This window comes from Flavobacterium fluviale (assembly GCF_003312915.1).
GTDB classification, from domain to species: Bacteria; Bacteroidota; Bacteroidia; order Flavobacteriales; family Flavobacteriaceae; genus Flavobacterium; species Flavobacterium fluviale.
Genome location: NZ_CP030261.1, coordinates 2,035,209 through 2,060,263, shown reverse-complemented (window position 1 = coordinate 2,060,263; position 25,055 = coordinate 2,035,209). Strand labels below are relative to the sequence as shown.

At 34.2% G+C, this 25,055-nt stretch carries 23 protein-coding genes; 5 read left to right on the top strand and 18 right to left on the bottom strand.

The window, feature by feature from the left end:
• Nucleotides 1-10 precede the first annotated feature (10 nt).
• Nucleotides 11-3,088, bottom strand: coding sequence for a SusC/RagA family TonB-linked outer membrane protein (locus tag HYN86_RS09190; protein ID WP_162789340.1), 3,078 nt, complete (start codon nt 3,086-3,088; stop codon nt 11-13).
• A 540-nt stretch (nt 3,089-3,628) separates the two neighbouring features.
• On the opposite strand from HYN86_RS09190, the gene HYN86_RS09185 reads away from it, so the two are divergent.
• Nucleotides 3,629-4,294, top strand: coding sequence for a ribonuclease HII (locus HYN86_RS09185; protein ID WP_113677761.1), 666 nt, complete (start codon nt 3,629-3,631; stop codon nt 4,292-4,294).
• A gap of 46 nt (nt 4,295-4,340) precedes the next feature.
• Here the strand turns inward: HYN86_RS09185 and lipB are convergent, their stop codons facing one another.
• The 4 genes from lipB to HYN86_RS09165 form a co-directional block, all read right to left on the bottom strand.
• Nucleotides 4,341-5,039, bottom strand: coding sequence for a lipoyl(octanoyl) transferase LipB (lipB, locus tag HYN86_RS09180; RefSeq protein WP_113677760.1), 699 nt, complete (start codon nt 5,037-5,039; stop codon nt 4,341-4,343).
• A 5-nt stretch (nt 5,040-5,044) separates the two neighbouring features.
• Nucleotides 5,045-5,797, bottom strand: coding sequence for a hypothetical protein (locus HYN86_RS09175; RefSeq protein WP_113677759.1), 753 nt, complete (start codon nt 5,795-5,797; stop codon nt 5,045-5,047).
• A gap of 67 nt (nt 5,798-5,864) precedes the next feature.
• Complete coding sequence (locus tag HYN86_RS20975; RefSeq protein WP_162789338.1) at nt 5,865-6,668, bottom strand: hypothetical protein; 804 nt, start codon at nt 6,666-6,668, stop codon at nt 5,865-5,867.
• A 63-nt stretch (nt 6,669-6,731) separates the two neighbouring features.
• Complete coding sequence (locus HYN86_RS09165; RefSeq protein WP_113679897.1) at nt 6,732-7,457, bottom strand: hypothetical protein; 726 nt, start codon at nt 7,455-7,457, stop codon at nt 6,732-6,734.
• Nucleotides 7,458-7,733: 276 nt separating this feature from the next.
• On the opposite strand from HYN86_RS09165, the gene lysS reads away from it, so the two are divergent.
• The 3 genes from lysS (at nt 7,734) to HYN86_RS09150 (ending at nt 10,025) form a co-directional block, all read left to right on the top strand.
• Nucleotides 7,734-9,437, top strand: a complete 1,704-nt coding sequence (gene lysS, locus HYN86_RS09160; protein ID WP_113677757.1) for a lysine--tRNA ligase — start codon at nt 7,734-7,736, stop codon at nt 9,435-9,437.
• Between the two features lie 100 nt (nt 9,438-9,537).
• The gene (locus HYN86_RS09155; protein ID WP_113677756.1) at nt 9,538-9,771 is read left to right on the top strand and encodes a hypothetical protein; all 234 of its coding nucleotides are present in this window, start codon (nt 9,538-9,540) and stop codon (nt 9,769-9,771) included.
• Entirely contained in the window at nt 9,756-10,025 is a 270-nt protein-coding gene (locus HYN86_RS09150) for a type II toxin-antitoxin system RelE/ParE family toxin (RefSeq protein WP_113677755.1), read from the top strand. Before HYN86_RS09155 ends, HYN86_RS09150 begins: the two co-directional genes overlap by 16 nt.
• A 103-nt stretch (nt 10,026-10,128) precedes the next feature.
• Here HYN86_RS09150 and HYN86_RS09145 read toward each other — a convergent pair whose 3' ends face one another.
• From HYN86_RS09145 to HYN86_RS09110, 8 genes are all read right to left on the bottom strand, one after another.
• Nucleotides 10,129-10,731: a hypothetical protein gene (locus HYN86_RS09145; protein ID WP_113677754.1), complete on the bottom strand. Its 603-nt coding sequence runs from the start codon at nt 10,729-10,731 to the stop codon at nt 10,129-10,131.
• Between the two features lie 50 nt (nt 10,732-10,781).
• Nucleotides 10,782-11,807, bottom strand: coding sequence for a 2-hydroxyacid dehydrogenase (locus tag HYN86_RS09140; protein ID WP_113677753.1), 1,026 nt, complete (start codon nt 11,805-11,807; stop codon nt 10,782-10,784).
• 26 nt (nt 11,808-11,833) lie between these two features.
• The gene (locus tag HYN86_RS09135; RefSeq protein WP_113677752.1) at nt 11,834-12,085 is read right to left on the bottom strand and encodes a DUF6755 family protein; all 252 of its coding nucleotides are present in this window, start codon (nt 12,083-12,085) and stop codon (nt 11,834-11,836) included.
• 18 nt (nt 12,086-12,103) lie between these two features.
• Complete coding sequence (locus tag HYN86_RS09130; protein ID WP_113677751.1) at nt 12,104-12,613, bottom strand: QcrA and Rieske domain-containing protein; 510 nt, start codon at nt 12,611-12,613, stop codon at nt 12,104-12,106.
• A gap of 11 nt (nt 12,614-12,624) precedes the next feature.
• Nucleotides 12,625-13,194: a 4Fe-4S dicluster domain-containing protein gene (locus tag HYN86_RS09125; RefSeq protein WP_113677750.1), complete on the bottom strand. Its 570-nt coding sequence runs from the start codon at nt 13,192-13,194 to the stop codon at nt 12,625-12,627.
• Nucleotides 13,195-13,212: 18 nt separating this feature from the next.
• Nucleotides 13,213-15,429 (bottom strand): molybdopterin oxidoreductase family protein, encoded by a 2,217-nt coding sequence (locus tag HYN86_RS09120; RefSeq protein ID WP_113677749.1) that lies wholly within the window; start codon nt 15,427-15,429, stop codon nt 13,213-13,215.
• An 84-nt stretch (nt 15,430-15,513) separates the two neighbouring features.
• Nucleotides 15,514-16,563, bottom strand: a complete 1,050-nt coding sequence (locus tag HYN86_RS09115) for an MFS transporter (protein ID WP_113677748.1) — start codon at nt 16,561-16,563, stop codon at nt 15,514-15,516.
• Nucleotides 16,564-16,569: 6 nt separating this feature from the next.
• Complete coding sequence (locus tag HYN86_RS09110; protein ID WP_113677747.1) at nt 16,570-18,039, bottom strand: MFS transporter; 1,470 nt, start codon at nt 18,037-18,039, stop codon at nt 16,570-16,572.
• A gap of 308 nt (nt 18,040-18,347) precedes the next feature.
• Here HYN86_RS09110 and HYN86_RS09105 point away from each other — a divergent pair, with 308 nt between their 5' ends.
• The gene (locus HYN86_RS09105) at nt 18,348-18,788 is read left to right on the top strand and encodes a hypothetical protein (RefSeq protein WP_113677746.1); all 441 of its coding nucleotides are present in this window, start codon (nt 18,348-18,350) and stop codon (nt 18,786-18,788) included.
• A 47-nt stretch (nt 18,789-18,835) separates the two neighbouring features.
• Here the strand turns inward: HYN86_RS09105 and HYN86_RS09100 are convergent, their stop codons facing one another.
• The 5 genes from HYN86_RS09100 to HYN86_RS09080 all read right to left on the bottom strand — a co-directional run bounded on the left by HYN86_RS09100 (nt 18,836) and on the right by HYN86_RS09080 (nt 25,003).
• On the bottom strand, nt 18,836-21,310 hold the full coding sequence (locus HYN86_RS09100) for a zinc-dependent metalloprotease (protein WP_113677745.1): 2,475 nt from the start codon (nt 21,308-21,310) through the stop codon (nt 18,836-18,838).
• 163 nt (nt 21,311-21,473) lie between these two features.
• Nucleotides 21,474-22,760 carry a glutamate-1-semialdehyde 2,1-aminomutase gene (gene hemL / locus HYN86_RS09095; protein WP_113677744.1) on the bottom strand — a complete coding sequence of 429 codons (1,287 nt, stop codon included), beginning with the start codon at nt 22,758-22,760 and terminating at the stop codon, nt 21,474-21,476.
• A gap of 110 nt (nt 22,761-22,870) precedes the next feature.
• The gene (locus HYN86_RS09090) at nt 22,871-23,770 is read right to left on the bottom strand and encodes a glucosaminidase domain-containing protein (RefSeq protein ID WP_113677743.1); all 900 of its coding nucleotides are present in this window, start codon (nt 23,768-23,770) and stop codon (nt 22,871-22,873) included.
• Complete coding sequence (locus tag HYN86_RS09085; RefSeq protein WP_113677742.1) at nt 23,763-24,671, bottom strand: 1-aminocyclopropane-1-carboxylate deaminase/D-cysteine desulfhydrase; 909 nt, start codon at nt 24,669-24,671, stop codon at nt 23,763-23,765. Before HYN86_RS09085 ends, HYN86_RS09090 begins: the two co-directional genes overlap by 8 nt.
• A complete protein-coding gene (locus HYN86_RS09080; protein ID WP_113677741.1) occupies nt 24,668-25,003 on the bottom strand; it encodes a hypothetical protein in 336 nt (111 codons plus the stop codon). The genes HYN86_RS09085 and HYN86_RS09080 overlap by 4 nt, the downstream gene beginning before the upstream one ends.
• Nucleotides 25,004-25,055 lie beyond the last annotated feature (52 nt).

The following is a 25,055-nucleotide window of genomic DNA, read 5'->3' as shown; positions in this document are numbered from 1 at the left end:
TTTTTTTATATTAAAATTCTACATTTAAACCAAATGACATAACTCTTAAGTTGTATGATCTACTATCAGTAGTACCAGCAAAGTTTTGCTCAGGATCAATCCCTTTATGAGATTGGAAAGTCAATAAATTATCTCCTTGGAAATATAAACGTAATTTTGATAAATTAACTTTTTCAATTAAACTACTTGGAAAATTATAACCAAAATTCAATGCTTTTAATCTTACATAATCATTTTTGAACAAGAATCGAGTTGATTGTGAATTAAAATCATTATTCGAAGCTAATAATAACGGTACATCTGTAACATCTCCAGGCGCTTGCCATCTATTTAACGCATCTACACTAACTGCTCTACCCGCACTCTTATAGCCTGCCTGCAAACTTGCATAAGAACTATCGTATACATAAGAACCAACGCTAAAATTGAACAAAATATTCAAATCAAGATTTTTGTATCTGAAATAATTCGTCATACCTCCCACAAAATCAGGTAATGATGATTTTCCAATATCGTATCTAGTTGCTTGAGCATAAACCGTTGTTGTTTCACGCTCACCTGTTGGTTTACCATCAGTACCTAAAACATCTTTATACCACATTCCGTAACCTGTTGCTGGATCTACACCAGCCCACTCTTGAATATAAAAATCATACATTGACTTACCAACTTCCCAACGTTTAGTTCCGCTAATAAAGCTTGTTTGAGTCAACTCTGTTATTTCATTCTTATTTGTAGATACGTTTATATTAGTATTCCAAACAAAATTTTTAGTTTCGATATTTCTAGTATTCACAGCAAATTCCCATCCGTAATTTCTCAGACCTCCAACATTTGTTGTTACCCCTGTATTACCTGTAGATCCTGGTAACGGCTTATTGTATATCAAATCTTTTGATTTTTTATCATAATAATCCACCGTAGCTGTAATTCTATTATTAAATAAACCAAAATCTAATCCAATATCTGTAGTCTTGTTTTTTTCCCAAGTTAAGAATGGGTCAACTGCACTTCCTAATACAACACCAGTATTATCTCCCTCATTCCAACCTGTGTCAAATAATTGTTGGTATGGGAAAAAATTATCTGTACCATCACTATTAAGAGTACTACGGTTACCTAATTCACCATAAGATCCTCTTAATTTTAATTCACTAATTACTTTATTATTTTTAAGGAAATTTTCCTCAGAAATCAACCATGATCCTCCGACAGCATAAAAGCTACCCCATCTAACATCACTATTAAATCTAGAAGAACCATCTCTTCTGAAAGAACCTTCAATGAAATATCTCTCATCATAATTATATGCTAAACGGCCTAAATAACTAGAAATACGCTCTTCTGAAATATATCCAGAAACTGATGTTGGATTTGTACTACCCCCTAAAACATAAACACCTGGTAAAAAACCTTCTCCTTGAGCTCCCATTGCATCTAATTTAAACTGGTATGCCTCCTGAATTAAATCTGCATTGAAACCATGCTTCCCGAAAGTTTTCTTATAGTTTAAACTATTAATAAAATTCACTCCTGTTGTTATATTTCTGTTCTGAGTTACACGCCCTCCAACACTTGATGCATAACCTACTTCATTACTTGCATAATTATAAGAATCATATAGGTATTTATCATAAGCTAAGTTAGTTTTAAAAGTTAAATCTTTTGTGATATTGAACTCTAAATAACCATTAGCAGTATAGCTATCTCTATCATATCCTACTTTATACATATATAGCGAACCATAAGCATTTTCATTATTAAAAGTTGGTCTTGTCGCGTTTACACTTTGTCCAACTACACCTCCTCCATAATCGTAGATTTTGTTTCCATTTCCATCATAAACTAAGTTACCACTTGCATCATGTCTATATACTGGATAAATAGACGGAACATTATAAATCCACTGAATAGAACTTTGAAAACTAGAACCACTTTGTGAAGGGAAATTTTGTTTTGATGTAGAATAAAACATTGTAACACCAGCCTTCATCCAGTTATTAATCTTAGTATCAACAGTTAATCTAGAGTTTATTCTTTCAAATTTTGATGTAACAACATTTCCTTCTTGAGACAAATAGTTTGAAGTAAAATTATATCTTGTACTTGAACTACCCCCAGAAAAAGATAAAGTATGTTCTGATCTTACTGCAGCATTATTCAACATTAGACCTTCCCAATCAGTATCCCACAATTTATTAGTCGTAACTAAATTACCGTTAGCATCAACAGGATTAGCAACACCATATGGATTATAACCTATAGAAGATATTAAACTATTAGACGCATTCACACCCGCTGTTGCTGCAGTTTGCCCACTAACATATTGGTTTGAATTTCTAATTGCTTCCCAATTTAATTTCATATAATCATCAGTACTAACACGCTTATGCAAAGGCACTGCATTATCAGCAAAACCAACAGTTGTTGTAAAATTCACTTTTGGAGCTGAATCAAATTTACCTCTCTTCGTAGTAATTAAGATTACACCATTAGCTCCCCTTGAACCATACAATGCAGTAGAAGACGCATCTTTCAAAACAGTCATTGATTCTATTTGATCAGCACTTATAGAGTTAATATTTCCACTGTAAGGAGCTCCATCCAAAACAATTAATGGTTCTGCCGAAGCATTAATAGAATTCACACCTCTAATACGAATCGTTGGATTTTCACCTGGCATACCACCAGCCGCAATAATATTTACCCCTGCAACACTACCTTGTAATGCAGTCATAACGTTTGTTGCTTGTTGTTTTAGAAGAACATCAGAACCTAATATTGCAACTGATCCTACGATAGACTTAGCTTTTTGTCTACCATAAGCTACAATCACTACTTCCTCAAGAGTCTTAGATGCTGAGATCATAGCTACATCAATCTGATTTGAAGTCCCAACAGTAACCCTTTTTTCTTCCATTCCTATAAAAGAAAAAATAAGTATGTCTCCTGTTTGTGCTTTTACTAAATATGTTCCATCAAAATCAGTTTGAACGCCCTGTTTTGAACCCTGAACAGTTACATTTACTCCTGGAGCAGGACCACTCGCATCTGTTACAATTCCCTTAATGTTTCTTTCTTGCGCCATCATCAAATGCATTGATAATGTTAGTAAAAAGAAAAAAATCCATTGTAATTTTAATTTCATTTTTATTTATTTTGAATTAGTAGTTGGCAAAAATCTTAATTTTTTATTAAAAGAGCAAACGGTTTCTTAACAAATTTTAATATTTATTTAGTGTTTACCTAACATTTGCAACAAATAATTCAACGATTTCCTCGTTACACCTAGTTATTTTCAACAAAATAACCAAAAAGCCGTTTCTTGATAATTTATTTTTTTTAACATATAATTAACACTTTATGACTGTAACAAATTCAAACCTTAAACGACTAACCGCGTTTTTTACAATTCTTATCTTGTTAAAAAGTAAATGAAGGAGATTTTCTTTAGTAATTTTTTTGTCTTTTGTTTTCTTTTTTTCCCGAGCGTTCCTAAAAAATGTAATTTGATACTTTTTCATATTTGTTTAAACGCATCTAACGATTAAATTTTTGCTATTTTTTAAGACTTCCTTTTAGGTCAATTTTCAAAAAATCATAATATTTGCGTTTTAAAAAAATAAAAATGCTCGAAAAAAATTATTCAGGATTTGTTTTAGAAACTGGAACAGATGAAGCTGGCAGAGGATGCCTAGCCGGACCGGTTACTGCAGCAGCTATAATTCTTCCTGCAGATTTTGAGAATATACTTTTGAATGACAGTAAACAATTGTCTGAAAAAACAAGAGCACTTTTAAGACCAATTATAGAAAAAGAAGCAATCTGTTTTGCTGTAACTCATTTGCTTCCAGATGAAATTGATGAGATAAATATTCTAAATGCTTCAATGAAAGGAATGCAGGAATGTATCTTAAAATTAAAACATGTCCCAGAATTTATTATTGTAGATGGAAACCGAGCTTTGAATGCTAAACTCGGCCTTAAAAATACTTTTGGAAGACAATTTTCTAACGACGAAATTACATTGCTAAAATCTATTCCGAATCAAAGTATTATTAAAGGTGATGGAAAGTATTTAAGTATCGCAGCAGCTTCCATTTTAGCTAAAACATATCGTGACGAATACATGGATCAAATTCATGAAGAATTTCCCATGTATAACTGGAAACAAAACAAAGGATATCCAACTAGAGAGCACCGCGAGGCAATAAAAAAATTCGGTACAACAAAATACCACAGAATGAGTTTTAGACTTCTTCCTGAACAATTAGAACTCGATTTCTTTCAATAAAAAAAAGACTTATCTTGAATTTGATAAGTCTTTTTTGCTTTTATGATTAAACTATTTCGGCTTCGAACAAATCCTTTAAATGTTTTAAAATCTTTGCTTTTACTTCGCCTTCGTCAACTTTTTCAACGCCAAGTTCAACATTTAAGGATGTAACCCCTTTACCTCTAATTCCACATGGAATAATATTATCAAAGTAACCTAAATCGACATTTACATTTAATGCAAATCCGTGCATGGTTACCCAGCGTGATGCTCGCACTCCCATTGCGCAGATTTTACGTGCAAATGGAGTTCCAGCACTTAACCAGACTCCAGTTTCTCCCTCACTTCTGCCCGACTCCAAACCATATTCGGCCAAAGTCAGAATAATAGATTCTTCGAGCAGACGCAGATATTTATGTATATCTGTAAAGAAGTTTTCTAAGTCCAAAATAGGATAACCCACGATTTGACCTGGTCCGTGGTACGTAATATCACCGCCGCGATTGATTTTATAAAATGTTGCTCCTTTTGCTTCGAGCTGTTTTTCATTTAACAACAAGTTTTCTAAATCACCGCTTTTTCCTAAAGTATACACATGCGGATGCTCTACAAACAATAAATAATTTGGTGTTGGCAGATCAAGTTCTTCTCGTCTGTTTTTGATTTTTAAATCGACAATATCTTTAAAAATTTCTTCCTGATATTCCCAAGTCGATTTATAATCTTTTTGTCCCAGATCCTGAAGTTGGATTTTTTTGTTCATTTTAATTATTTTTCAAACTCAACGTCAAAGTTCAGTTTGTCTGGATTCTCCATATAATCCGTGAAAGAGTATTGAATGGTAATTGATTTTCGATCGTCGCTAAATAATGCATTTGGATTAGAGACTTTCTTAATCTTTTTTGGAAAATGATATTTTACAATATAATTAGACGATGCAAACATCATTTTGGTCATATCTGGATTGGAATCTTTTGGCTTTGCTGCTAATTTTTGCTGATCTATAATGGCTTTTCTTGTAAATTTCTTTCCGTCGTAGGTATAACTTAATTTACTGTAATTATCTCCAAAACCACTGCCAAGCGGATTTGCATTGGCACCGCCTTCTAATTTTTGAAACGTTCCAAGAGTCTGCAGAATATCCTGCAATTCATTTACATTTTTAAAGTCGGTTCCCAATGTCATTAAAAATTGCTTTTTCTCCGAACTCATTTTTGTTGTAACTACAAAATTCTCCAATTTCTTAAGTTCATTTTGAGTTTCAGGAGACAGCTTTGCAATACTATCTTTTTTCTGTTCAAATAGTTGTTTGAAAGTAAAAGTTGAATCAATATCTTTTTTGGCATCTTCTCCCATTTGACCAGCTATTTGATCTCCTGCCATTTCCATTAAGGCAGAACCATCCATATCTACAGAGAATTTTCCGGTTCCGTTATCGTTGACATAAATGTTTTCAGTAAAAGTACAGCTTGTTAATGTCGCTATTAAAAAAGAAAAACTAAGTAATTTGTATAATTTCATCGTAGTACAATTTTTTATCAAAGATACGAAGACTATTTTAAAAATAAGGTTAATTGAAAATCTCCAATTATTGCTCAAATTCTACTTTGAAACCAAAATCCACATTGGTTTCCTGCATGTTTTCTAAAGGAACCTCGACGGTAAAACTTTTTCTGTCATCTGTTACAATTGCATTTTTAAGAGAAATGGTTTTAATTTTTTTTGGAAAGTGATACTCGGCAATGTATTTACATTCTTTTATCATTTCTTCCATTTTTTTGGAGAACGGATCATCGCTTTTTTCATTTTTAGCTTCTTTTTTCTTTTTTACTTTTTTACTTTCCTTACTAGCAGTCACGGTTTTAATGAAAACTTTTCCATCATAAAAAATAGTCGTACTTGACTTTTCTTCTGGCTTAGGTACAGCGCTTAAAACTTCTAAATTTTTCTTGTCTGTTGCAGCCAGCCCTTCTAAGCCTTCTGCGGGTGTTGCAATAGATTTATAACCTGTTCCGCTAGGAAAATCAAATGCCATATTGTACTCAAATTGCTCTTTTTCTTCGTTAATTTTTATGCTTACTTTAAAGTTCTCCAAAATTTTAAGTTTTTCTTTTTCTTGCTCCAGCTTTGCAATTGTTTCTTTGTCTGCATTCGGCAATTTAGAGATGCTGTCTTTTATTTTGGCAAATACTTCCTTAAAAGTAAAAGAAGTATCGACTACTTTGTTGATTTTTGTAGAATCACTTTTTTTCATTCCCAATTTAAACATTGGCGACATATCAAAACCATAAGAGAAAGTTCCAGATCCGTCTTCGTTCATGACCACTTTTTCCTTAAGTGTACAGCTTGAAATACAAAATAAGATGAGGCAGCAAAGTAGAATTTTTTTCATATTTTTTTAGGTTTAAGTTAAGGTGGGACGAAGATACTTTCTTTTAAAAATTATTTGACGAATTTATTCTAAAACAACTTCTAAATTTGAAATTTCAGGATTTCCATAAAAATCTGAAATTTTAAATTCTAAACTGAGAGATTTTTTATCTGAGCTGATAACTGCCTTTGGATTGGAAACCGATTTTATACTTTTCGGAAAATGATATTTTAAAACATAGATCTGCATCAAATTTGAGGCACCATAACGTTTTGTAAACTTCTCAGATTCTTGCTTTGCTTTTTCTAATTCTTCTGTATTTATGATCGTAATCGTTCTTTTAAAAACCTCACCATCAAAGTCATATCCAATTCTGTAATAATGATTTTCTGCAGTCAAAGCATAATTATGCTGAATATCCGAGGCATAATCTTCCGTTTTGTATAAATCTGGAATTTCTGAGACCTTATTAAAATGAAGTGATAATTCATTTTTAAATTCTTTTTCAAAGGAACTTTTTTTAAGATGTACATTTACATTCTCATACTTTCGAAATAACTCCTGCTCTTGTAGTGTATATTTTGAAAAATTTTCTTTGTATGCATCGATATATTCTTTGAAAACATAAGTGGTATCTTCAAAAATATTTTCTTTTGAATATTCTTCACCAGCCAATTGCATATAACTGTTTTCGTCCCTAAGCTGCTCCACTTTTATAGTGCCGCTTCCGTCTGAATTGATGATAATAGTTTCGGTAATTTGACAGCTTGTAAATAAAACTAGTATTAATAAACTTGATAGGTATTTCATTTTTTCGAGAAAGTTGTAAGTTTTGAGTTCTAAGATAATCAGTTTTTTAGTCATTTTCATACAATATAAAAGTCTGATAAAAACAAAATGGTCTAATCCAGCCCCGATAGAAGTATAAATCCTTTTATGTCGGGGTTCGACATAAAAGATTGAAACGGATAGCGGGACAAAAGGTACTTGAAACCCAATAAATTGCTGCTGCAAAAAATCTAAAACCTGCATTCTAAAATCTACATTCTTTTCTTTATCTTTGCACACTTAAAAAAAGAGCACAAAATGGCATTATCAGAACAAGAAATCATCCGAAGAGAAAAACTTCAAAACTTACGCAGTCTGGGAATCAATCCTTATCCAGCTAATCTTTTTCCTGTAAATCATACTTCTAAGCAAATTAAGGAGTCATTTGAAGAAGGTAAGAAGGTTATCGTTGCGGGTCGTTTGATGAGCGTGAGAGATCAAGGAAAAGCTTGTTTTGCTGAATTGCAGGATAGCGAAGGACGTATTCAATTGTACGTGAATCGCGATGTTTTGTGTGAAGGTGACGATAAAACTTTATACAACCAAGTATTTAAAAAATTAACCGATTTAGGTGATTTTATTGGTATCGAAGGTGAATTGTTTACTACAAAAGTGGGCGCGCAATGCGTTCGCGTTGACGGTTTTACTTTCTTGAGCAAAACGTTACGTCCGCTTCCTTTGCCAAAAGTTGATGAGGAAGGAAACGTTCACGATGCATTCAACGATGCTGAATTGCGTTACAGAATGCGTTACGTAGATTTAACTGTAAATCCGCATGTTAAGGAAACTTTCATCAAACGAACAAAGTTATTCAGCGCAATGCGAGGTTATTTTAACGATGCTGGATATCTTGAGGTTGACACGCCGGTGTTACAGTCAATTCCTGGTGGTGCTGCAGCAAGACCTTTTATCACGCACCATAATTCGCTTGATATTCCGCTTTATATGCGTATTGCGAATGAGTTATATTTAAAAAGATTAATTGTTGGTGGTTTTGAGGGTGTTTATGAGTTCTCTAGAAACTTCCGTAACGAAGGTATGGACAGAACGCATAATCCTGAATTTACGGCAATGGAAATATATGTAGCGTATAAAGACTACAACTGGATGATGGAATTTGCTGAAGGTTTATTGGAGCATTGCGCAATTGCTGTAAATGGTACAAGCGAAGTGACTTTTGGTGAACATACAATCAACTTTAAAGCTCCTTATGCACGTGTTACAATGACAGATTCTATCAAACATTTTACTGGTTTTGATATCTCTGGAAAAACAGAACAAGAATTGTTTGAAGCAGCAAGAGGAATGGGAATCGAGGTTGACGAAACAATGGGTAAAGGAAAATTAATTGATGAGATTTTTGGAGCGAAATGCGAAGGAAATTATATTCAGCCGACTTTCATTACAGATTATCCAAAAGAAATGTCTCCGCTTTGTAAAGAACACCGCGATAATCCAGATCTTACTGAGCGTTTTGAATTAATGGTTTGTGGTAAAGAAATCGCAAATGCTTATTCTGAATTAAACGACCCAATTGATCAGCGTGAGCGTTTTGAAGATCAAATGCGCTTGGCTGCAAAAGGTGATGACGAAGCTAACGGAATTATCGACGAAGATTTCCTAAGAGCGCTTGAATATGGTATGCCGCCAACTTCTGGAATGGGAATTGGAATGGATCGTTTGATTATGTATTTGACAAATAATGCTTCAATTCAAGAAGTTTTATTGTTCCCGCAAATGCGTCCAGAGAAAAAACAAGCTCAGATTGAATTATCTGATGAAGAAAAATTTATCGTTGATTTATTGAAAGGAAACGAAAGTAAAATGGATCTTCAGCAATTAAAAATTACTGCAAATTTAAGCGGTAAAAAATGGGATGCTTCTATGAAAAATTTATCTAAACATGGTTTGACTAAAGTTGTCGTTGACGGCGAGTTTAAATTTGTGGAATTGGTGGGATAATTTTTGTCTTATTTTATCATAAATACAACCCGATAGGCTTATAACTTATCGGGTTTTTCATTTTATTTACATAACTTTGATTAACGTAAACAACATTATTATGAGTACTTTAGAAATAAAATTAGAAATTTTTGACAAACTCAAAAACATTGAAGATGTAAATTTGCTTGAGAAAATTAGAAGTCTTTTAAAAAATGCTGATACATCTAACACTTATCAGTTTGAACAATACGAATTAGATATGCTTAAAGAAAGTGAAGAAGATATAAAATATGGCAGAGTAATTTCTCAACAAGATTTAGACAAGGAAGATTTAGAATGGTTGTCAGAATAATTTGGACTAGTACAGCTGTTAATCAAAGAAGAAAAATATTAAATTATTGGAATAAAAGAAACAAATCAAAAACATACTCAAGAAAGTTAGTTTCTGAAATTACACAAAGAATTAAATTTTTAATTAATAATCCTGAAGTTTACGTTAAAACCAGTTTTCAAGATATCAGAACCACAACATTAGGGCATTACAACATCTTTTATAAAATAACTGCAAAAGAATTAATTGTTGTAGCATTCTGGGACAATAGATAAAATCCAAAGACACTTTCTAAAATGTTAAAAAAATAGTTAGGATACAAAACAAACCCGACAGGTTTAAAAACTTGTCGGGTTGTTTTGTATTTAAAAAATCTGGTTAAAACGAATACTTCTCCAATTTCTTTCCCTGAATATCCAGAACCGCTGTACTTTCTTTTGGAATATCGCCTTTTAATTTTTCCTGAACGGAAGGATTTGATGGATATTTCCCGTTTTTCATTTTTACAAGATGAGCTATTCCGCCGCTTTTCATGATCAGGTCATAAAATTTATCGGTTGAGGAAGTCGCTGCATAAATTGGAAAATCGGTTACTGTAAAACGATTAATCACGTTTCCGTCATTATTCAAAATATATCCTGAACAACCGCCGCTTCCGCAGAAATACGGATTTGAAAAGCCTACAAAATATTCCGGTTTTTGATCATTATTCAAATCAAAAGCTTCGTAATAAAAATAACGGTCGTCTTTTGTCATTGCAGGAAGATCTGCTTTTAACAAAACATTCAACTGTTTACGAATTAATTCAACTGCCTTATCTTCTTTTACGGGAGCGTCACTTACATCTGCAGTTCCTGCAACGGTTTTTGATAAGGTGTCTTCGGCAATGGTTTTGATAATACTTTTATCTTCGGTTTTATTTTTGTCTTGGCACGAAATCATTCCCAGAATCATAATTGCCGCTAAAATTTTATTTCTCATAATTTCCTTATTTTAAATTCTCAACATTACATTTATAAACCTGGCAGTTTTTATGCTAATAAAGCTGCTTTGTTTTCGATATCATTACTATTAAGCAAAGATTTTATATTATTAAAAGTGACCAATGCAATCTGCGTCAAAGCTTCATTGGTAAAAAATGCCTGATGCGCTGTTACCAAAACATTCGGAAAACTCATTAATCGCTGAATGGCATCATCCTGAATAATGTCTGCAGATAAATCTCTGAAAAACAGCTTTTCTTCCTGCTCGTAAACATCAATTCCTAAATAACCTATTTTACCTTCTTTTAAACCTTCGATAACGCAGGCCGTTTCTATTAATCCACCGCGGCTGGTATTGATAATCATTACACTGTCTTTCATCAAGGCAATTGAATCTTTATTAATAACATGCTTCGTTTGATCGTTAAGCGGACAATGAAGCGAAATGATATCGCTGGATTTAAAAATCTCTTCTAAAGTTACAAAAGAGACACCGTCTTTAATCATTTCTTCATTTTTAACAATATCATATGCTAGAACTTTACAGCCAAAACCTAGGGCAATTTTTGCAAAAGCTTTACCAATATTTCCTGTTCCGATAATCCCGATTGTCTTTCCAAACAAATCAAATCCCAACAAACCGTTTAGAGAGAAATTCTGTTCTCTAACTCTGTTGTAGGCTTTATGTGTTTTTCGGTTTAAAGTTAAAATCATTGCCATGGCGTGTTCTGCAACTGCCTGCGGAGAATAAGCGGGGACACGGCAGACTTTTATATTGTACTTTTTAGCAGCATCCAAATCAACGTTATTAAATCCTGCGCATCGTAAAGCTATAATTTTTACATTCTTTTCTGCTAATTGTTTAATAACCGCTTCGTTGACTAGATCATTTACAAAAACGCAGACAATCGAAGTATTTTCAATTAAAATGACGGTTTGCGGATTTAACTGTGTTTCAAAAAAATCCAATTCAAAACCAAAGTCAGAATTGTATTTATTGAAAAAAGTTTTGTCGTAGGGCTGTGTGGAAAAAAAGGCTATTTTGTTGTTTTCGTTATTGGTAGTTACGCTCATCGATATAGAATTATATTTTGTTTATGTTATGTATTATTTCTAAAATTTCCTTTTGGTAAATAATACAACCATCCAAAACCAATCAAAAACAAAATTAAAGATCCTATAAATGCTGGTATTAAAATTTCTTTATTATTGTCTAATGCATTGTTTAAAGCAGCATATAACAGCCAAATTTGAAGACTTACATTTAAAATCAAAACGCATATCAAAGTTGACAAAATTACATTCAGCTTATTTGGATTGGCTTGGTTTTGGCTTTTTCTAAATGTACTCATAATTTATATTTTAAACAATTAACTTTCTCTATTTTCAAGTGCTCTTACAAAAATCTTTTCTCCTTTTAAGAAAACTTCTAATTGAGGCAGCGCTCGCGGCGGAGGTCCAGCAATAACATCACCCGTCAGCGCATCAAAAGAGCCATCGTGACAAGGACAATGAATTATTCCTGTTCCTGGTTTATAATAAACGGCACAGGAAAGATGCGTGCATTTTTGCTCATAAGCCCTAAACATACCACTTTCTAAATGGACTAAAATGTATGGAATTGTACTTCCTTCTATCACAAAACCTTTCGTTCCTCCAATTGGGATATCTTTTACATCGCATACAAAATGTTCGCCTATAACTCCTTCGTTCGGCAGTAGATAGGCTTTTGCAGCAACTAATCCGCTGCCGACCATTAAGCCGCCCGAAACCAACGTGAGGAATTTGGCAAAATCTCTGCGGCTGACCTGTGTCGATTCCTGCTTTTTATATGGAAAATCCTTCTTCCAGTTTTCTTTTAAATTATCTTCTTTAGACATGGATTTTAGATTTAGAATATTCGTAATTCAGAACTGCCTTTTGGCATCATAATATTCACTTTTGTATTTACTCTTTCTTTTCCAAAAAGAAATGAATTTACAGGCGTACTATTCGGACGCATCTCTTCAATCTGCTCTCGGGTTCCATAAAATAATGCTCCACTTGGACAAACTGTAGCACACATTGGTTTTTTGCCAACACTAGTTCTATCGTAACACATATTGCATTTCATCATTAAATCGTACTCTTCCATTTTCTTTGGAACTCCAAACGGACAAGCCATAACACAGTTTGAACAGCCTATACAACGTTCTGTATTTGCGGTATGGACCACGCCAAATTCGTCTTGTGAGATGGCATCGGCTGGACAGACATTCGCACAAACTGGATCCTCACAATGCATACAAACCTGAACCGTGGTCTGAATTGTAACTGCGCGTTCTACATAATTAACATGAATCATAGATTCCTGGCCATTTGTTTCACATTCAGAGCATGCCATTTCACAAGCTTTACATCCTATGCATCTTTGCAAGTCTACAAAAAACTCTTCATTTTTGTTGTAATTGGTTAAATTCATAATGTGGTGTTTTATAGATTAAATACTTGCATACGCTTGAGATTTCTCTGATGAGTCTTCGATTTCATTCAAAGGTTCCAATTTACAAGCACAGACTTTAAACTCTGGAATTTTAGAAATTGGGTCTAACGTGCCTGGTGTTAATTGATTAGCAGATTTTTTCCCCGGCCAGTGGTACGGAATAAAAACAGTATCTTTTCGAATGGTTTCAACAATATTGGCGGGAAAAATTCCTTCTCCCCTTCGTGTAGAAACTTTTACTAATTCTCGTTGGTGAATATTATATTTTTGAGCCATTTCTGGATGAATCTCAAGCAATGGTTCTGGAAATTGATCTACTAATTTCCCAATTCTTCTTGTTTGCGTACCACTTAAATATTGTGATACTACTCGCCCAGTTGTCAAAATAACTGGATATTCATCATTTGTAATTTCGCCGGGCAGTCTATAAGGAGCTGGATTAAAATGTGCTTTCCCATCTGGAGTTGCAAATTTTTTGTCTTCCCATAATCTTGGAGTTCCAGGATGATCTTCTGTCGGACACGGCCAGAAAACTCCCATCTTATCTTCAACTTTTTTATAGGTTATTCCGTTATAATCAGCAGTTCCTCCTTTTGAAGCGATACGCAGTTCATTAAAAATAGATTCGCTGTCTGCGTATGTAAATCGCTCCTCTTCACCCAGTCTTTTTGCTAATTCCAGCAATATTGAAGTATCTGTTCGTGCATCACCCGGTGGCGTAACCGCCTGCCTGATTCGGATTACTCGACCCTCGGCAGATGTTGTTGTACCCTCTTCTTCTTCCTGCAATGAACCTGCTAAAACAATATCGGCATGACGAGCTGTTTCATTTAGGAAAAAATCTATTGCAACATAAAATTCTAGTTTTTCAAGAGCTTCACGTACATAATTATTGTTCGGCAGAGAAACGAGCGGATTAAAACAAATCGAGATAAGCCCTCTAATTTCGCCACTGTGGATGGCTTCAATAATTTCGTATGCTGTGATGCCTTTGTGCGGCATATCCTCTTCTTTTATTTTCCAGACATCAGCAATATATTGGCGATGTTCCATATTTTCTATATCACGATTTCCAGGCAGCTGGTCGCATTTATGACCGTGCTCTCTTCCTCCCTGACCGTTTCCCTGTCCGGTAATTGTTCCGTAACCACAGTAAGGTCTTCCGATTCTTCCTGTTGCTAAAACTAAATTAATGCATCCCAAAACATTATCAACACCTTTTGAATGATGTTCTATTCCACGCGCATGCAATAGGAAACTTGTTTTTGCTTTTCCCCATAATTCTGCCGCTTCTTTGATTTTTTCTTTTGAAATTCCTGTAATATCTTCAGCCCATTCTAATGTATAATCTTTTACAGCATCAATCGTTTCTTGAAATCCAGAAGTATGATTATCAATAAAATCGTGATCTAACAAATCATGATCTACCAAATATTTAAGCATGGCTCCATATAAAGCTGAATCTGTTCCGGGTCTTACATCTAAATGAATATCGGCAGTTCTCGCTAATGGAATTACACGTGGATCTACTACAATTAATTTCGCTCCGCGATCTCTGGCTTTCCAGATCCAATGCGTTAATGTTGGAAAAGTTTCACTAATGTTTGCTCCAGCCACAATTATTACCTCAGCATATTCTAAATCTGAATAATTATTGGATGCCCTGTCTAAACCAAATGCTTTTTTATTTCCCGCCCCTGCACTTACCATACAAAGTCGGCCGTTATAATCTAAGTTTCTTGTTTTTAAGGCTACTCTGGCAAATTTCCCAACCAGATAACTTTTTTCGTTGGTTAGGGAAACTCCAGAAAGCATTGAAAAAGCATGTTTCCCATATTTTTCCTGAATTCTTTTAATTTCAGAAACAGTTTTATCCATGGCCTCATCCCAGGAAGTCTGCTCAAAGCCTTTGCCTTCAACTCTTTTTATTGGATGCAATAAACGATCTGGATGATTGTTCTGCATGTATCGCTGCACACCTTTTGGACATAAACGCCCTTCATTAAATGGAAATTCCATCCAAGGTTCAAAACCTACTACTTTATTGTCTTTTACAGATAATTGAATACCGCACTGCATACCGCAGAAACAGCAATGTGTTTTTACAGTTTTGTCTGGTTCATCACGCCCGGAATATCCTTCTTTTGGAGTATAATTAAGATGCGGACCAAAATCTTCAATTATTTTTTCAGTTGATACAGGTAGTTTTGCCATGTGTTTTTTTGTTATTTTTTGTTTCAGGTCTCAGGTTTCAAGTTTCTTCACAATCGTGAAACCTGAAACTTGAAACATTTATAATCATCCAAATAAATTTCCGCCTTCAAGTCTTGCTTTTAAATGCGCTTTTGCCAAACGGTCTCTTTTTCCTTCGGGACTTAAATCTAGATGCGAATTTCCTTCATCATCACTGAAATCAAATCCTAACTGTTTGGTTACTATTTTTAAATCGTCAATATGAAGTTGTGTTGTAAAAGGTTTACCTGTTTCTTTGCAAATTGCCATACCTTTCTTCATTCCTTCTTTCTTATAAATATGCGCACCAATCTGCGCCGGCCTCTGAATAATATGAAAGAACTTTCCAAACGGAATCCATATCAAAAACATAATGACCGTTACGGCGTGAATTACAGCCAGAAAATCATATGCAAATCCTTTCATAAATTGGTATGAATATGTCAGGCATAAACCTGTAGCCGAAATAGCAATTAATAAAATCAGCGGCAGTAAATCTCCTTCAAAAGTTTGTGTAGCAATTAGTCCAGGATTGGTTAAACGACGTCTTAAATAATAAAGCGAACCAATAATAACAAGATAAGAAGACCAGTTTAAGGCATGAAAAGTTAAAAAAGCCATTATGGAATCAATTTTAAAATCCATCACTTTAAAGCCAAAAAAATGGGCTTCGTAAACTGAAATAGAGTTTGGAGCCAATGTAAAATGAATCCATCCAAATGTAAGCGGAAAAGTTATTGCAAAAGCAGAAAAACATCCAATCGCAATACAGAAATGAGCCAGCCATCTATATTTTCCCCTCGGATAAATAAACTTTTGAAAAGCAATATTCTGAACCGTTTCTTTTCCTAAAAACCACAAGTGCGAAAAGACTTTTCCAGTGAATAAAAAATGAATGCCGCGCTTAAAATACATCCAAGTCGGCGGACGCTGGAGCCAAACCGTATATCGATATACAACTCCAAAAAAGGCAAATAAAGTCCCGAAGAGATAAGTTACCAAAGCGGCATCAAAATTCTGCAGTTTTCGTGATCCATAGAAAACCAATACAATCATGAAAACCGAAGCAGCTGATGCTATTAATAAGGCTTTTGTATTAAATGTTTTTTCTTTCATGTCTTCTTATTTTCGATCAATATCTTTTGCCATTTCGGGCAGTTTTTCTTTTGTCATTTTAACAATAACACGGTGCATCCAAATCAGACAAGTGAGTGATAATGCTAAAATGAACAGCCACGAACTAGTCCAGAATCCTGTAATTGATAGTAGATAACCAAATATAATTGGTCCAAAAAAGCCTCCCAATCCACCTAATAATCCAACCATACCTCCGATTACCCCAACTTCATTAGGGAAATAATCTGGAATATGTTTGTAAACAGCGGCAGAACCAATTCCCCATGATATTCCGATTAAAATAACCAGAACCAAATACACCCACATATTGGCTTCAAAATGAATTTGCGTTATACCTTCAGCTATTAAATCTTTCTTTTGTACTTTTTGATTTTCTGCGACTACAACTTCCTGCCATGTTTTTTTAGAAGGAAAATATTGAGAATGTACCGCATTTTCATCTTTTTGACTTATAGCATATTCTTTATCATCAATTACTACTTTACCTGGAGAAACGGCTGTAACGGTTCCGGCTTTGCCTGCCAGTAATCCGCTCCCTGAGGTGGTGATGTCCATTTTTGGAAAAAGAAGCAGAAAACTTAAAACTACCGAAGAACTCAAAACCCAATACATCACCTTTCGTGCTCCAAATTTATCCGACAAAAAGCCTCCAAAAGCACGCACAACACCAGCCGGCAGACTGAAACATGAAGTAAATATACCGCCGAGAATCAGCGTTGTATGATACACATTCATAAAATTAGGCAGAAGCCATTGGGAGAAAGTTACAAACGAACCAAACACTAAAAAATAATAGGTTCCGAATCGCCAGACACGTACACTTTTTAAAGGCTGTACTAATTGTTTTATAGTTTTTGACTGCGCTTCACTTTTTTTGTTTTTAGCAAAAATCAGAAATACAATTCCCATTAGTAATAAGCCAGAACCATAAATGACAGGAAGCCATTTCCATCCATTTACTGGGTCACTTTCTGAAAATTTACTTAATAAAGATGGTGCCAGGAAAGGAGTTATAGAAGCTCCTGCCGTTCCCATTCCGAAAATCCCTAAAGCTCTTCCCTGCCATTCTTTAGGATACCAAACCGATGTAGAAGCTACGCCTACAGCAAAACTAGTTCCGACCATTCCGAATAAGAAACTTAAAATGGCAAAAACAGTAAAAGAAGTAGCAAATGGCAAAAGAAACAATGGAATTGATGCTAAAATCAATAAAGCAGAATGGACAATTTTGCCTCCAAACTTATCAGTTAAAATTCCCATTGGCAATCTCATAATTGAACCGGTTAAGACTGGAATTCCTAAGAGCCATCCAATCTGGACAACACTCCAGTTAAATATTTCTTTATCAACTAGAAAGGTGACTAGAACGCCATTCAGTGTCCAGCATGCAAAACAGATTGCAAAAGCTAATGTGTTTAGAAAAAGAATTCGATGTGACTGGGAAAGATCTGCCATAGAATATAGAATTAAATTGTTATTAAAATCTATTATGGGAACCAAAAAAATTGCTTTTTTAATGCTGTCAAAAACAATATATTCTTTAAAGTTAAAAAAATATTTTAAACTAAAATACTTACAATTAATTTTTTAGCGTTATGATAATGTTATTTAAACTCATTCTTTGGCAAAAGTTGCTTTTAGCCCTATTTTTCAAAAAATCATCTGTATACCAATCTGTTAATTAAAACATAATTCTAAAAAACAGATTAAACCTAATTAATCTAAAAAAGTCTAATTTCTATAAACAATTAAAAAAACTTAAAATGAAAAAATTATTTATCGCAGCTATGTTATTTGTTGGAATAGCAAGTTTTGCACAAGACATGGATCAAAAACCAGCACGTGAGCCAAGAGAAAGAATGACTCCAGAACAGCGTAATGAAAAGCAATTACAAAAATTGACAACTGAATTAAGTTTGGATGCAAGCCAGCAGGCACAAGTAAAACAACTGTTAGCGGAAAGAAGTGCTAAGGCTGAAAAATTTAGAGAAGCTAGAAAAGATAAAAAAGACAGCAATACTAAACCAACTGCCGAAGAAAAAGCTGCTTTCAAAAAACAAATGGAAGACGAAGTTGCAGCAAACGACGCTAAAATGAAATCGATTTTAAAAGCTGACCAATACACAAAATGGAAAACTTTACAAGAAGAGAAAAAAGACAAAATGAGAGAAAAAGTAAAAGATCACAGAAAAGAAAAAATCTAATTTAGTGCATAAAAAAAGAGGCTTATTTAAGCCTCTTTTTTGTTTTCCTATTTAATCGGATTTAAAATCAAATCTATTCTTTTGATACAATCTTCATAATGATATTTGGTTTCCGTATTAATTCCTCCTGCTTTTGCAGCAACAAGCGATTTTCTCAATGCGCTTAATTCTCCTCTTACCAAAGCTCTTAAATCAGATTGAGATACATTATAATATATAGTAGATCTATCTGTTGGTTTGATTTCTTCCGTCATTAAAAATCCCATTCTATCAATGTATGCACGCTGTAAGTTCCTGCGATAAACAGTTACATTTGACGCAGCTGCGGCTTCTTTCCAAATTCCTCTTCGAATATCTTTAAAGAAATCTAAAGCTTTGTAGTTATCACCGCTCAAAATTTCATTGTCCATTAATCTTCCAACTCTTCCTAAAGTCATTAGATTATTAAGCTGCCTTACTTGTACATTTCTAAACTTTTCTGTGTAGCCGGCAAATTCGGTATTCTGCAAAGTCTTAGTGTTTACAATCCACGTTGGAGATTCAAAAGCATTTTTTTGAAGCCAGTTCATCGCCTCAATTTGCTTTGCTTTCGGAACTACTTCGTAAACGCTTCCAGCCTGATTTGGCTTCTTTGTATTTTCATAAATTCCTCCTACATTCGTTACAACGTGGCCTACATAACGACCCCAGCAATCTAGTAATTCTTTGTATAATTCATTTAAATCTTCATAGTCATTAGTCGCAGTACTTGTCCATTCGCTCAGATGACCTGCAACATATTCTAAATTTTTGAGCGCATAGGAACTCGCTTTCATAGAATTATTTCCAATGTCTTCTGTTTGAGAACTCGGATCAAAAGCACTGCTTTGTTTTCCAAATTTGTAAATCGGATTTGCTGCTTTATCCAAAATCCATTTGTCTAAAGTTGGTACTTCGTCTTGTGGAGATTTCACATTCGGGATCGCTCTGTATCCCCAATTTACCGCATATTGATCGTACGCACCCATTTTACGTACAAAACGTATATTTTTATCGCCTGGCTGCGCAATATAATTAAAACGGGCATAATCCATTATACTGGCTGAGATTCCGTTTTGCTGAGTAAAATCGCCATTTCGATAACTCTCCACATCATAAGCACAGCTTGCACCCATATTATGAGGAAAACCCAGTGCGTGTCCTACTTCGTGAGCAATTACCATTCGCATCATTTCGCCCATTTCTTCGTCACTGGTCTGCAAGGTTCTCGCTGACGGATTTGCTGCTCCAGTCTCTAATAAATATCTATTTCTATACGATCGTAAATGATTGTGGTACCAAATTACATCACTTTCTATAATTTCTCCTGTTCTAGGATCTGAAACACTCGGCCCTACTGCATTTCGTGTTGTACTGGCTACATAGCGAATCACAGAATAGCGTATATCTTCTGGACTAAAATCTGGATCTTCTTCTTTCGTTGGTGCTTCTTTGGCAATTATGGCGTTTTTAAATCCCGCAGATTCAAACGGTTTCTGCCATTCTTCGATTCCTTGTTTAATGTATTTTTTTAATTTTTCAGGAGTTGCAGGATCGAGATAGTATACAATTGGTTTTATTGGCTCTACCAATTCTCCTCTGTTGTAGGCTTCTGGATCTTTTGGCTCCAATCTCCAACGTCTGATATAAGTTTTCAAATCAGATTTTAGTTCGTTACTGCCGTAATCGTATTGACTTACAGTAAACCAGCCCACACGCGGATCTGCTAACCTTGGTTTCATTGGAATTTCTGGAAGCAAAATCATAGATTGATTCATTTGAATACTTATAGATTCTGATTCTTCTAACATCGAAGGTTTCGAAGCATTGTATGTAAAATCCTGAATTACTTCGATATTCATCGGAAAACTTTTCATTGCATTAATGAAGCTTCTCGAATCATCTAAACCTTTTACTTTATAGATGTCTCGCATTTCTGCTGAAATTCCGCTGATTGCTTTTACATCTGTGCTATAGAATTTAGTAACATCAATAACTATATTTGCCGAATCTTTACTAAATGCAGCAATATCAAAAGCATATAACGTTGGTTCGTAATTATTTGATTTTACTGAAAGACTAATTGGAAGTGTGTCATTGGCAACTGAATTATAAGATTTTGATTTGATTAAAATTTTGTCTTGAAAACGCTGCCAGACAATTAACTGCTCATTGGTTTCGGAACCTGCGTTTACATAACCTCCTCCTAAATTGGAAGGTAATTTTGCAAGTCTGCTTACTAAAAGCATGTCTTTGTTTAAATATTTATTCGGAATTTCGAAGTAGTATTTTTTATCGACTTTATGGACTGTAAATAGCCCTTCATCTGAAACGGCATCTTTTGTAATTACCTTATTGTAATCTTTAATCGAAGATTCTGGTTTCTTTTCTGGAGGTGCTGCCGGAACCTCTTTTGAATCTTTTTTCTTTTTACTTTGTGCAAATGATTTGGAAGGAAATAGCGATAGCAAAGCTATTGCAGATAAAATGAAAAATTTCTTCATTTAATGTTGGTTTAGTGGTTAATTGACAAACAAAAATAATTTTTACTTACAATATCACAACAAATCACACATACATTAACTTTTTATTAACTAATAAAATTCCTGCATAAAAAAAGGCTCATCTTTTAGTAAAGAGAGCCTTAATTATTAATTATTCGATAAATTAGAATGTTTTCGAAACTTTATCAATAGCATTAATTGTAAAATCTAAATCTTCATAAGTTAACGCATCTGTAATAAACCAAGTTTCATAAGCAGATGGCGCAATGTAAATACCTTCCTGCAATAATCCGTGGAAGAATTTTTTAAAGGTTTCATTATCTCCTTTTGCAGCCGTTTGAAAATCGGTAACCGGATTTGCGTCAAAATGAACAGATATCATAGAACCAACTCTATTAATTGTAAAAGTAACATTATTCGCTTTTAAAACCCTGTCAATTCCTGCTTCTAGGTAAGCTGTTTTTTCTTCTAAACGAGTAAAAATTTCTCTGTCATTATCTAAAGCTTTTAACATTGCTAATCCAGCTGCCATTGCTAAGGGATTTCCAGATAATGTTCCTGCTTGATAAACTGGTCCAAGAGGCGCTAAATGATTCATGATTTCTTCGCGCGCAGCAAAAGCTCCAACTGGAAGTCCGCCACCAATTACTTTTCCGAAAGTTACAATATCAGCATCAATACCATATAATTCCTGCACACCACCACGAGCCAAACGGAAACCCGTCATTACCTCATCAAAAATCAAAAGAATCCCGTTTGCTGTACACAACTCTCTTAAACCTTCTAAGAATCCTTTTGCTGGTGGAATACATCCCATATTTCCAGCAACTGCTTCGATTATAATCGCTGCGATTTCTCCTTTATTAGCTTCAACTAAAGTTTTTACATTTTCTAAATCATTGTATTTTGCTAACAAAGTATCTTTTGCAGTTCCTTCTGTCACTCCTGGACTATTTGGAGATCCAAAAGTTACGGCACCACTTCCTGCCTGAATCAAAAATGAATCAGAATGACCGTGGTAGCAGCCTGCAAATTTTACTATCTTATCTCTTTTTGTAAATCCGCGAGCCAGACGAATCGCACTCATACACGCTTCTGTCCCTGAATTTACGAATCTAATTTTATCAATATTCGGAACCATAGAAACGGCCAAAGCTGCAATTTCAGTTTCCAATTCTGTAGGCATTCCAAATGAAGTTCCTAGTTTTGCTTTTTCGATCACGGCATCAACAACCGGCTGATAAGCATGACCCAAAACCATTGGCCCCCAAGAGTTAATGTAATCAATTAATTTATTTCCATCTTCATCATATAAATAAGCACCTTTGGCACTTTTTACAAAAATCGGAGTACCGCCAACAGCTTTAAACGCTCTTACTGGTGAATTTACTCCTCCTGGAATTACTTTTTCTGCTTCAGCAAAAAGCTGACTACTTCTTTTATATAACATTCTTATTTTAGATTTTAGAGTTCAGATTTAGATTAAAAACTGAAAACTTATTTTTGGATTTTAAATTAACTTCAAAACTGAAACTGTGACTGAAAACTGAGACTAAAAACTTACTTCACCTTCAATCTCTGCCCAATTGAAATAGCATTATCAGTCAGGTTATTTTTCCTTTTCAAATCATCAACCAATAAATTGAATTTCTTTGAAATGGAATACAAAGTATCACCTTTTTGAACTTCGTATGAATTTGGATCATATGTATTCATATTGATCTTTGGATCAGATGCGACATCATAAGATGTTTTTTTTGCTGGAGCCGAAGTATTAATTGGCACATAGTTTCTTCCTGTCACTTGACAATCATATTGATGTAGATTGTAACGTTCAATATAACTAATCAGCTTGTCAGGATATTTAGGGTCTGTTGCGTAACCTGCCGCTCTCAAACCTTTTGCCCAAGATTTATAATCGTCTTTCTCGTAAGTAAATAAAGTGGCATATCGTTTTTTTCCAACCAAAAATAAAGCGTGATCTCTATAGGATTCTGATGCCTGAGGATATTTTCTAAAACATTCCTGAGCCGAATCATCGTCGTGTCGAACACTTTCTCCTAACCAATCATTATGACATTTTATACCAAAATGATTATTAGCATCTACAGCCAAATCTCCTCTTCCTGCACCAGATTCCAAGATTCCCTGCGCCAGAATAATACTGGCTGGAATACCATAAGTTTTCATGTTTCCCATCGCAATCTCTTTGTACTGCAAAACATAATTATTAATTAAATCGCTGGTTACAACTGTTTTTGATGTAGATTGAATCACCTCAGTTGTATTATTTGTAGAAGGATAATTTTTACCGATTGGTTTTACAGGAGTCGTTCTTTTTGCCGCTGCCGTCCTCGTTTGAACTGCTGCAGCTTTTTTAGTCGTCGCGATGGCAGGCTTACTAGAAGAGCAGCTTGCTAAAGCTAATATTACGAGAAGTAATACAATTTTTTTAATCATTGGTTTTGAGTATTGGTAATTTTTTCTGCTTCAATTTTATATTCATTCCTTCAATTCCCTGCAATCCACCAGTGTGAATGAGTAAAATTTTTGAATGTGCAGGAAAATAATTTTTGCTGATTAAATCTATAACGCCAAAAACCATCTTTCCTGTATAAATTGGATCTAAAGGCACTTTATTTTCTTCAAAAAAAGCATTTATAAATTCGATTAATTCTAAATTTATCTTGCCATAACCTCCAAAATGATAGTCAGAAATTAAATTCCAGTTATCTTTTTTTGCAAAAATACGAATTTCATCGGTTAAAAAGTCACCTTTTAACGCTGGAAACCCTAAAATTTTCTGATTTGACAAGGCACTATTAATTAATCCAGAAATCGTGCCGCCAGTTCCAACCGAACAGCAAACGTAGTTAAAAGCCGCATCTTCATCTGTCAAAATCTCTTCACAGCCTTTTACAGCCAGTTCGTTTGTGCCGCCTTCTGGAACTAAATAAAAGTCTCCAAATTTCTCTTTTAACTTTTCGATAAAAGAACTTTCGTTTTTTAAACGGTAATCTTCTCTGGAAACAAATTGAAATTCCATTCCGTTTTCCTGAGCAAATTTTAAAGTTGGGTTTTCGTCAATTTTATCCAAAAGTTCATCGCCTCGAATAATGCCTATCGTTTTAAAACCCTGCTCCTTTCCCGCATACGCCACAGCTGCAATATGATTGGAAAATGCACCGCCAAAAGTCAATAACGTTTCTTTATTTTCAGCTTTCGCTTGAAGTAAATTGTATTTTAATTTTCGAAATTTATTCCCCGAAACAAAAGGATGAATCAAATCTTCGCGCTTTATCGTCAAAGAAATGTCATTTGGAAAATTGATCAAAATAGGCTGATTGAAAACTGGATTCATTTTAATGTAATATAATTTAGAAACTGAAAAAAAGATCGGTTTTTCAAGTAATCCAACTCGGTTTCTTTTGCGTAAGCTTCTCTTTCAAAACTAATATTTCGGTATGCCAAATCCATGTTTTGGTATTGAACTAAACGAATTAAATATTCTAGAACATACCAGACAAAAAACGGAATTACCAAAAGTTCTAACTGCTGTCTCAAATGAATTTTTTCGTGGTTTACAAAGACTTCGTTCGATTTATCAAAATCATATTTTATTAGAATAAACGGAAATACAGCCATTCCGCGATATCCTTTCGGAATTAAATATTTGGCAACAATCAGAAACATTGGCTGTAAAATTTATAAATTTGTAGATATAAAATTATTAGATTTCATTAAA

What these genes read in the sequence shown, in the direction of transcription:
- HYN86_RS09190 (WP_162789340.1), bottom strand. Translation starts at nt 3,088, where the DNA reads ATGGCGCAAGAAAGAAACATTAAGGGAATTGTAACAGATGCGAGTGGT.
- HYN86_RS09185 (WP_113677761.1), top strand. Translation starts at nt 3,629, where the DNA reads ATGCTCGAAAAAAATTATTCAGGATTTGTTTTAGAAACTGGAACAGAT.
- lipB (WP_113677760.1), bottom strand. Translation starts at nt 5,039, where the DNA reads ATGAACAAAAAAATCCAACTTCAGGATCTGGGACAAAAAGATTATAAA.
- HYN86_RS09175 (WP_113677759.1), bottom strand. Translation starts at nt 5,797, where the DNA reads ATGAAATTATACAAATTACTTAGTTTTTCTTTTTTAATAGCGACATTA.
- HYN86_RS20975 (WP_162789338.1), bottom strand. Translation starts at nt 6,668, where the DNA reads ATGAAAAAAATTCTACTTTGCTGCCTCATCTTATTTTGTATTTCAAGC.
- HYN86_RS09165 (WP_113679897.1), bottom strand. Translation starts at nt 7,457, where the DNA reads ATGAAATACCTATCAAGTTTATTAATACTAGTTTTATTTACAAGCTGT.
- lysS (WP_113677757.1), top strand. Translation starts at nt 7,734, where the DNA reads ATGGCATTATCAGAACAAGAAATCATCCGAAGAGAAAAACTTCAAAAC.
- HYN86_RS09155 (WP_113677756.1), top strand. Translation starts at nt 9,538, where the DNA reads ATGAGTACTTTAGAAATAAAATTAGAAATTTTTGACAAACTCAAAAAC.
- HYN86_RS09150 (WP_113677755.1), top strand. Translation starts at nt 9,756, where the DNA reads ATGGTTGTCAGAATAATTTGGACTAGTACAGCTGTTAATCAAAGAAGA.
- HYN86_RS09145 (WP_113677754.1), bottom strand. Translation starts at nt 10,731, where the DNA reads ATGAGAAATAAAATTTTAGCGGCAATTATGATTCTGGGAATGATTTCG.
- HYN86_RS09140 (WP_113677753.1), bottom strand. Translation starts at nt 11,807, where the DNA reads ATGAGCGTAACTACCAATAACGAAAACAACAAAATAGCCTTTTTTTCC.
- HYN86_RS09135 (WP_113677752.1), bottom strand. Translation starts at nt 12,085, where the DNA reads ATGAGTACATTTAGAAAAAGCCAAAACCAAGCCAATCCAAATAAGCTG.
- HYN86_RS09130 (WP_113677751.1), bottom strand. Translation starts at nt 12,613, where the DNA reads ATGTCTAAAGAAGATAATTTAAAAGAAAACTGGAAGAAGGATTTTCCA.
- HYN86_RS09125 (WP_113677750.1), bottom strand. Translation starts at nt 13,194, where the DNA reads ATGAATTTAACCAATTACAACAAAAATGAAGAGTTTTTTGTAGACTTG.
- HYN86_RS09120 (WP_113677749.1), bottom strand. Translation starts at nt 15,429, where the DNA reads ATGGCAAAACTACCTGTATCAACTGAAAAAATAATTGAAGATTTTGGT.
- HYN86_RS09115 (WP_113677748.1), bottom strand. Translation starts at nt 16,563, where the DNA reads ATGAAAGAAAAAACATTTAATACAAAAGCCTTATTAATAGCATCAGCT.
- HYN86_RS09110 (WP_113677747.1), bottom strand. Translation starts at nt 18,039, where the DNA reads ATGGCAGATCTTTCCCAGTCACATCGAATTCTTTTTCTAAACACATTA.
- HYN86_RS09105 (WP_113677746.1), top strand. Translation starts at nt 18,348, where the DNA reads ATGAAAAAATTATTTATCGCAGCTATGTTATTTGTTGGAATAGCAAGT.
- HYN86_RS09100 (WP_113677745.1), bottom strand. Translation starts at nt 21,310, where the DNA reads ATGAAGAAATTTTTCATTTTATCTGCAATAGCTTTGCTATCGCTATTT.
- hemL (WP_113677744.1), bottom strand. Translation starts at nt 22,760, where the DNA reads ATGTTATATAAAAGAAGTAGTCAGCTTTTTGCTGAAGCAGAAAAAGTA.
- HYN86_RS09090 (WP_113677743.1), bottom strand. Translation starts at nt 23,770, where the DNA reads ATGATTAAAAAAATTGTATTACTTCTCGTAATATTAGCTTTAGCAAGC.
- HYN86_RS09085 (WP_113677742.1), bottom strand. Translation starts at nt 24,671, where the DNA reads ATGAATCCAGTTTTCAATCAGCCTATTTTGATCAATTTTCCAAATGAC.
- HYN86_RS09080 (WP_113677741.1), bottom strand. Translation starts at nt 25,003, where the DNA reads ATGTTTCTGATTGTTGCCAAATATTTAATTCCGAAAGGATATCGCGGA.